This is a genomic window from Candidatus Methylomirabilota bacterium, from assembly GCA_036005065.1.
Taxonomy (GTDB): domain Bacteria; phylum Methylomirabilota; class Methylomirabilia; order Rokubacteriales; family DASRDR01; genus DASYQW01.
The window spans coordinates 1-8,368 of the sequence record DASYQW010000166.1 but is presented as its reverse complement, the minus strand read 5'-3'; the positions used below and the strand labels follow the sequence as shown (position 1 = coordinate 8,368).

The 8,368-nt window shown below is 70.2% G+C and carries 8 protein-coding genes; all 8 read left to right on the top strand.

The window, feature by feature from the left end:
* On the top strand, positions 1-517 hold a 517-nt coding region (locus tag VGW35_12090; GenBank protein HEV8308399.1), incomplete at its 5' end, for a glycosyltransferase family 2 protein.
* A gap of 25 nt (positions 518-542) precedes the next feature.
* A complete protein-coding gene (locus VGW35_12085; protein ID HEV8308398.1) occupies positions 543-1,310 on the top strand; it encodes a glycosyltransferase family 2 protein in 768 nt (255 codons plus the stop codon).
* A 5-nt stretch (positions 1,311-1,315) separates the two neighbouring features.
* On the top strand, positions 1,316-1,684 hold the full coding sequence (locus VGW35_12080; GenBank protein ID HEV8308397.1) for a DUF2304 domain-containing protein: 369 nt from the start codon (positions 1,316-1,318) through the stop codon (positions 1,682-1,684).
* A gap of 54 nt (positions 1,685-1,738) precedes the next feature.
* Positions 1,739-4,204: a YfhO family protein gene (locus VGW35_12075; GenBank protein HEV8308396.1), complete on the top strand. Its 2,466-nt coding sequence runs from the start codon at positions 1,739-1,741 to the stop codon at positions 4,202-4,204.
* A gap of 39 nt (positions 4,205-4,243) precedes the next feature.
* Positions 4,244-5,368, top strand: a complete 1,125-nt coding sequence (locus VGW35_12070) for a glycosyltransferase family 4 protein (GenBank protein HEV8308395.1) — start codon at positions 4,244-4,246, stop codon at positions 5,366-5,368.
* A gap of 16 nt (positions 5,369-5,384) precedes the next feature.
* The gene (locus VGW35_12065; GenBank protein ID HEV8308394.1) at positions 5,385-6,818 is read left to right on the top strand and encodes an oligosaccharide flippase family protein; all 1,434 of its coding nucleotides are present in this window, start codon (positions 5,385-5,387) and stop codon (positions 6,816-6,818) included.
* Positions 6,819-6,825: 7 nt separating this feature from the next.
* Positions 6,826-7,818: a glycosyltransferase family 2 protein gene (locus VGW35_12060; GenBank protein HEV8308393.1), complete on the top strand. Its 993-nt coding sequence runs from the start codon at positions 6,826-6,828 to the stop codon at positions 7,816-7,818.
* A gap of 8 nt (positions 7,819-7,826) precedes the next feature.
* The coding region (locus VGW35_12055) for a hypothetical protein (GenBank protein HEV8308392.1) at positions 7,827-8,368 on the top strand (542 nt) is incomplete at its 3' end.

Below are 8,368 nucleotides of genomic sequence, written 5' to 3'. Positions count from 1 at the left end.
GTGCGCGGCCCTGTATCGCCGGTCCATGCTGGAAGACATCGGGCTGTTTGCCGAGGAATTCTTCGCCTACTGCGAGGACACCGACCTCGGGTTGCGGGGCATCTGGGCTGGCTGGAAGACGGCCGTCGCCCCCCGGGCCGTGGTCTTTCACAAGTACTCGGCGAGCAGCGGTGGCTACTCGCCATTCAAGCTCTACCTGGTCGAGCGGAACCACTTCTTCGTGGCCTTGCGCAACTTTCCCCTCCGCGCGCTGGCGCCGATGCCCCTGTGGACCGCGTATCGGTACGCCCTGATGGCTTACGCCGCCTGTACCGGAGCCGGAAAGGGGCAGGCCGCCACCGAGGGGGGGATGCGGCTGTTCCTCGGCGCGCTGCTCCGGGGCATCGGCGCGGCCGTGTGGGACGGCCTCGGCCAGCTTCGACGCCGGCCGCCCCGGAAGCGGATCGGCGCCGGGGAGTTCGCCTCGCTGCTCGAGCGGTACCGGATGCCGATCCACCGCCTGGTCCTCAATGGGTAGCGCGGGTCCGGCCGCCCGATCGACGATGTCGCCGGCGCCGAGGCGGAGCGAAGGGGCGTGGCCGTCACTGCGCGTCCTGATCATCATTCCCGCCTTCAACGAGGCGAAGAACCTGGGGGCGGTCCTGACCGGCCTCCGGGGCGCGTCGCCCGAGTGTGACGTGTGCGTCGTGGATGACGGGTCGACGGATGAGACGGCGAAGGTGGCCGCCCGGGAGGGGGCCACCGTGCTGCGGGTTCCCCTCAACCTCGGCATCGGCGGCGCGGTCCAGACCGGCTATCTCTGGGCCCAGCGACGGGGCTACGACGTGGCGATCCAGATCGACGGGGATGGCCAGCACGATCCCCGCTTCATCGCGGATGTGCTGGCGCCGATTGCTCGTGGAGAGGCCGATCTGGTGATCGGGTCGCGGTTCCTCGACGCGGGCGGCTATCGCTCGACGGCGATCCGCCGGTTGGGCATCCGGTACCTCTCGTGGTTCATCCGGGCCCGCTGCGGCGTTCGAGTGACCGATCCGACCTCGGGCTTCCGCGCCACCGGTCGGCGGGCCATCGAGCTCTTCGCTCGCACCTACCCGGACGCGTACCCCGAGGCCGAGGCGATCGGACTGGCTCGACGGCATGGACTCGGTATCGTGGAGGTGCCGGTGCGCATGAGCGAGCGCATCCATGGCGCCAGCACGATCAACGGGTGGCGGTCGATCCAGTACTTCGTCATGGTCTCGCTGGCGCTCGCGCTGTGGGCGCCCGCCGATGGATCGGGCCGGGGCCCGTCGCCGGACGGAGAGGAGTGAGGCCGATGTTGCCGCTGCGCCTCGAGATCTTCGCCATCGCCACGCTGTTGTGCTTCATGGGCTGGGTCGCCTATCTCATCCGCCACCGGCGGCTCGGGCTGACCGAGACCCTGCCGTGGCTGCTCTCCACGCTCGTGGCGCTCATCGTCACCCTCTTTCCGTCGGCGCTCATCTGGGTGGCCCGGGTCCTCCGCTTCGAGGTGCCGTCCAATGCCCTGTTCGTGTTCGCCTACCTCTACGTGCTCTGGAACGTGCTGGTGCTGACGATCAACTTCTCCACCCAGACGGCGCGGCTCCGGCGGCTCGCTCAGGAATGCGCCCTGCTGGATGCCGAGGTCAGGGCCCTGCAGCGCCGGATCGAGCCGGTCAAATGATCCGCTGGTCGTGAGGAGACCGCCTCGGGGGGCGATTCCGGGGAACCGGGTCTCATGAGCGCGTTCGCTCGCGTGCCGGGGATGCTGCTGCTGTTCGCGGCGATGGCGCTGGCGGTGTTCGGCCCCGCCTACCTGAAGAACGGCTTCCTGTTCCGGGGCGATGCGCTGTCGCAGCTCTACGCGTCGAAGCACTTCACCGTGACGTCGCTGAAGGCCGGGGTGCTGCCGTACTGGGCGCCGCACGTGTTCGCCGGGGTGCCGCATCTCGAGCACCCGGAGAGCGGGGCCTTCTTCCCCGCCAATCTCCTGTACGTCGTGCTGCCCTTTCGGGTCGCGTTCAACTTCATGGCCGTGCTGCACGTCGGCCTGGCCGGCTTCTTCATGTCCTGGCTCGTGAAGGAGCTGGGAGCCAATCGGTACGGCCAGCTGATGGCCGGCGTGACGTTCATGTTCAGCACGTACATGTTCAGCCATTTCCTGGCCGGATGGTCGAACGCCATCAACGTGGTGGCCCTGTCGCCGGCGGTGTTTTTGTTCGTGCGGAGGGTGTGCGAGTCGTTCCGGATGAAGGACGCCGTCTACGCCGGGATGGCGCTGGCCCTCCAGCTGCTGGCCGGGTGGCCGCAATTCGTGGCCATGGAAGCGATTCTGCTGGGCGTCTACGCGGTGAGCTCGGGGCTGCTGGCGCGCACGGTCTTCGACCGGCGGACCGCCTGGCTCTTCGTCTCGCGGATGGCCGCAGTCCTGCTGGTGGCGGCCGGCGTGGGCGCCGTCTACCTGCTGGCGGCCCACTCGGTGATGAGACTGGATGTCAAGAGCGCGCCGCGGCACGATTACTTCTTCGAGGGCGCGCTGAACCCGTTCGCGGCCCTCACGCTGCTCGATCCGTTGGTGTTCGGGAGCGACGCCGACGGCTCGTTCTGGGGCCAGCAGGTCGGACTGGTGAACATCTGGGAGACCACGATGTACGTGGGGATCCCGGCGCTCGTGCTGGCGGCGCTGGCGCCGGTGACGTGCGGGGCGCGGGCGACGGCCGTGTACGTGATCGGGCTGGCGACCAGCCTCCTGCTGGCCACCGGCCAGAGCGGGATGATCTACGGCTGGTTGTGGCATCTGCCGGGGTACGGGAGCCTGCGGCTGCCCGTGCGGTACGTGAGCTTCGTGCCACTGTGGCTGAGCGTGCTGAGCGGCCTGAGCCTGTCGGCGCTGACCCGGTCGGGACGTGACGACGCGCGGCTGGCCCGGGTGCGCCGGGTCGCCGCCGGCCTGGCCGGCGGCGCGCTGGTGGCGATGGCGGTGTGCGGATCGGGCGCCTGGGGACGGGGGGAGCTGGTGGCCCGGTGGCTCGTCGAGCGGGGAGGGGCCCGGTACGGCATGGTCTCCCTCCAGGAGCGCCGGGAATTCGTGCAGCGCCGGTTCGCCACCGTGTATGACGACTGGCGGTGGACGGCGATCCGCACGCTCGCGCTGGTGGCCGTCTCGGGTGGGGCGTTGCTGTGGCTCTCGTCGAGCGACCGATCGCGCGGGTGGGGCGGAGCCGCGCTGGTCGGGCTGGCCGTGGTCGATCTGCTGAGCCACGGCGCTCCACTCGTCTACCGGGAAGCCGCGCGCGAGGTCGCGCGGCACCTCGACGAGGACGAGATCGTGCGGTTCCTCAAGCGGGACCCCGGCCGGTTCCGGATCCAGCCGCTCGATCGGGACGCGACCCGGGCGTTCCCGACGAACAAGGGCATGCTGTTCGGCATCGAGAGCATCCAGGGCTACGGAGGCGTGAACCTGCGGCGCTACTATGAGTTCGCCAACGTCGTGAACGGGTACGCGCGCGAGACCCTGTATGCGCGCAGCTCCGGGGTCGTGATGATCCGGCGGCTCGGGACTCCCGTCGACATGCTGAACGTGCGATACGTGCTGTCGTCGAGCTATCTGAACGACAGGACCCTGGAGCTGGTGGCCGAGCTCGGCATGGTCAACGTGTATCGGAACCTCGGCGAGCTGCCGCGGGCGTTCGACGTGTATCGGTACGCGGTGATGCGCGATCCGGACGCCATTCTCACGGCGTTGCGGGACGGGGAGATCGACGTGAAGAAGCTGGTGGTGCTGGAGGAGGCGCCGACTCTCGCCCCGGGCGGCCGGGGAGGCGCCCGGAAGGCCCGGATCGACATCCGGGAGTACTCGCCGGAGCGGATCCGGCTGGAGACGGACTACGAGCAGCCGGGGTTCCTGGTCCTGAGCGAGATCTACTACCCGGCCTGGGTGGCGTACCTCGACGGCGCGGTGAGGCCGGTCCTCAAGGCGAACTACATCCTCCGAGCCGTGGAGATGCCGGCCGGGGTGCACCGGGTGGAGCTCCGATACCAGCCCACCGGACTGCGGGTCGGGGCCCTGATCTCGGTGGCGAGCATCGTGGCCTGCGCGGCCTTCCTCGTGGGGGCCCGGCGGAAGAAGTCGCTCGAGTGGCCCGCCGACGATGGCGGCGGGATCGGGCCGGCGCCGCCGGGGATGCGGGGGGGTTCCGCCTAGGGTGCCGCCCCCGCGGCCAGTGGTCGCCGGTTGAGAGTGGTGTACTCGGTGGGGGTTCCGTTCGCCGCCGGGGGAATCGGCACCATCGCCTCCCACGCGGCCGAGGGACTTCACCGGGGCGGCTTGCTCGGCCGGGTGCTGGCCCCGGTGGCCGCCCCCTCCACGATCCCCGCCCACCTGGTCCGGACATTCCCGCTGAGCCGGCTGGCCGGGCGGCTCCACGGGCGGATCACGAGCTACGTCGTCAAGGACAACCTGTTCGACCTGTGGGCCAGCCGGCACGTGGCCCCGAGTGACGTGTTCTACGGCTGGGCCCATCACTCGCTGTTCTCGATGCGCGCCGCCAGGCGCCACGGCGCGATCACCATGATCGATCGGGGCTCCGCCGAGCCGGCCACCCAGAAGCGCCTGCTGGACGAGGAGTACGGGCGACTGGGGCTTCGGGGGAGCCCGATGAGCCGCTGGAATGTCGGCAAGATGGTCCGGGAGTCGGCCGAGGCGGACCTGATCGCCGTCCCTTCGCGATTCGTGTACCAGACCTTCGTCGACGCCGGGTACCCGGACTCGAAGCTGTTCCTGAACCCCCTGGGCGTGGACCTCGATCGCTTCTCGCCGGGCCCGGGGCCGCCGCCGACCTTTCGGGTCGTGTTCGTCGGCATCGTGGGCATTCAGAAGGGCGTGCACTACCTCCTCCGAGCCTGGAACGCGCTCCGGCTGAAGGACGCGGAGCTCTGCGTGATCGGCTGGGTGGACCCGAGCTTCCGCGGGACGCTGAAGGCCGAGCTGGCCCGGATGGCGGGATCCCGCGTCGTGTGGCCGGGGCCGGTGGCGGCGCCCGAGCACGAGTACCGCCGATCGAGCGTGTTCGTGCTGCCGTCGCTTCAGGACGGATTCGGCAGCGTCGTCATCGAGGCCATGGCGTCGGGCCTTCCGGTCATCGTCACGGATCGAACGGGAGCCCGGGACTGCGTGCGGGAGGGCGTCGACGGCTTCGTGGTGCCGGCCGGTGATGCGGACGCGCTCGGGGAGCGGCTCCGCTACCTCCACGCGCACCCCGAGGCGATCTCCCGCATGGGCGCCGAGGCGCGGCGGCGCGCCCAGGCGTACACCTGGGACGCCTACCGGCAGCGGCTGGTGGCCCGCGTCCGGGCGCTCGCCGGGTGATGGACGCGTGGGGACCATGACCGTCGGCAAGCTCGCCGTCCGGGGCATCCTGTGGATGGGGGCGGCCACCTACGCGAACATGCTGGTGACCATCGCCACCTCCATCGCCCTGGCCCGGCTGCTCGACCCCCGCGACTTCGGGGTCATCGCCTACGCGGCGTTCCTGCTGAGCGTCGTGGGCCTGGTGAAGGAGTGGGGGTTCGACTCGGCCTTGCTGCACCGCCAGGACCGCCTGGGCGAGGCGATCCCGACCCATTTCGCGCTCCACGTCATCGGCTCCCTGCTCGTGCTCGGCCTGGCGGTCCTGCTGATGCCGCTGGCCGGCCGGTACAAGGGGTGGGAGACCGCCTGGGTCGTCGTCCTGCTCGGGCTCGGCCTCGTCTTCGAGAGCGGCGGGGCGACCGTCCGGACCCTGCTGGAGAAGGAGATGGCGTTCCGGGCGACCGGGACGGTCGAGTTCGTGAGCAGCCTGCTGGCGAACATCGCCGGGGTGGCCTACGCCGCCCTGGGGGGCGGCCTCTGGAGCCTGGTCGTCCTCCGGGTGGCGCTGGCCCTGTTCAGGACCGCCGGCTTCTGGATCGTGTCGTCCACCCGGTTCGGGCCCCGGCTCTCGCCGAGCATGGCGTGGTGGTACCTGCGGAGCTTCGGGCTGCCGATCTGGCTGGGAGGGTTCTTCAGCATCTTCACGTATCAATTCGACGATTTTCTGGTCGGGAGCCTGGTCGGGCTCACCGAGCTGGGCTTCTACAGCAAGGCGTTCGCGATGTCGCTGCTCCCGCTGAGCCTCACCGGCGTGCTCAGTCGGGTGGTCTCGCCGATCTACTCGTCGACCCAGCGCGACCTGGGCCATCTCGCCCGCACGTTCGAGCTCGCCCAGGGCGGGAAGATCCGCCTGGTGGCGCCGTTCGTCGCCATCATGTGGTTCGGGGCCTTCGAGTTCGTGATCCTGGTGCTGGGCGAGAAGTGGCTTCCCATGGTGCCCCTCCTCCGTGTGCTGCTGGCGTACGGGCTGCTGCGCTCGGTCTTCGACGACACGGCTGCGCTCACCACCCTGGGCCTGGGCCGCCCCGACTACTTCTTCCGGATCCAGGTGTTCCAGGGAATCTCTCTGGTCTCGCTGGGGCCGCTGCTGGTGTGGGTCTGGGGCGCGAAGGGGGCCGCCTGGGTGATGACCGGCATGATGCTCTGCTCGGTGGTGCTGGTGTGGCGGCTCATCGCCCACCGGGTGCCCATCAACGTGCGAGAGATCGTGCTGAACCCGATGGTGAGCCTGACGGTGGCGAGCGCGACGGTGGGGGTGGGGATGAGCGTGGCGGCGTTCGACCAGCCGGCTCTCTCCTTCCTGTACAAGGGGTTCTTGTTCGCGGTCGCTTACGCGGCCGTGCTCCTGGCGCTGGAGCGCCAGCGGCTGGCCAGGCTCCTGGGGACGGCCTGGACGCTGTGCCGGTAGGGGAGGGATGGTGGAATACCTGAAGGTCTCGGTGGTCGTCCCGGCGTATAACGGAAGCGGGACGGTCCGGGAGTGCGTGGGCTCGGTGCTGGCCAGCGACTACCCCCCGGACTCGATCGAGGTCGTGGTGGTGGACGATGGGTCGCGGGACGACACCTACGCGGTCCTGCGGGAACTGGAGGCGGCCCACAAGCAGGTGCGGGTCGTCAAGCACGAGCGGAACCTCGGCGCCGCCCGGGCCCGCGACACGGGGATCAAGCAGGCGACCGGGGACGTGGTGTGCGTGCTTTCCCAGGACACCTTCGCGGACGCGAGCTGGCTCCGGCGGGTGGCGGACCGGTTGGGGCGCGAGCCGCGCCTGGGGATCGTGCAGGGGATCGTCAAGCGGACGGGGGAGATCGAGTTTCCCTTCCATCACGTGACGGAGCGCCCGGCATTCTCCTGGTCGTTTCCGACGGTGGCGATCGCATACCGGGCCGAGGCCCTGGACCGCGCCGGCCGGTACTTCGACCCGGTCTTCTCCGAGTACGGCGATGACACCGACATCGCCTGGCGGATCATCGAGGCCGGGTACGGCTGGGAGTTCCTCGACGTGATCACCGCCTACCACGGCGTGTACCGGGTGAAGAACGGATTCGTGCGCGACATCCGGCGATCGTTTCCGGCGCCCGCCATCTACGCGCTGCTGATCCGGCGCCATCCCGGCATCCGGCAGTTCCTGTACCAGGGCTTCCTGTGGAGCTCTCCGGCCCGGGTCTTCAACACGCTCCTGTTCCCGGCCTCGGTGGCGGTGGCGGTTGCCACGTCGTGGACGTACGGGATCGGGCTCGTGGCGGTGGCGATCGCCCTCGGAGTCTATCGGCTGGCGGACCGCGAGCACGTCCGGATCCCCATGCGCTATCGGTACGTGGTCCTTCCCGTCCACCGGCTCCTGTGCGAGGTCCTCGGCTTCGCGTCGCTCGTGTACGGAACGATTCGCTACCGGAGCCTCGTGCTGTAGCCGTGCGCATGTCGAACGTCGAGCCGGTGAGACGAGTCGCGTTCGGGACGGCGGCCGCCCTGCTGGGGGTCGCCGTGCTCGGGGTGACGGTCCAGGCCGCGGCGGACGACCCCTCGCTGCCGCGCGCGCTGGCCTCCGGCCTGCTGGCCGCGCTGGCCTTGCCGCTGCTGGCCGCGCGCCTGGGGCTGCCCGGGCGTCGCGTCGTCCAGGCCTTCCTGCTCCTGGTCTGGCTGGCGGGCCTTCCGCTCCTGGCTCGCCTGTCGCCGCCCCTGCACTACCACCACACGTTCGACGTCGACGCGTCCCCCGCCGGCCGGGGCGTCAAGATCCTGGCCGCCGAGGGGTGGACCCAGTCCCCGGACGGCCTCTCCCTCGAGCCCGGCCAGCGGGGGACACTGCTCCTGCGGCTCGTCCCGTCGCCGTTCCGCTCGCTCGTGCTCCACGCCCATCTCTACCGTCGGTGGCAGGGCGCCACGTTCACCAATCGCGTCGAGGTCTCCACCGACGGGACGACATTCGAGCCGGTGGGCGCCGACCTGGAGCTGGCCGG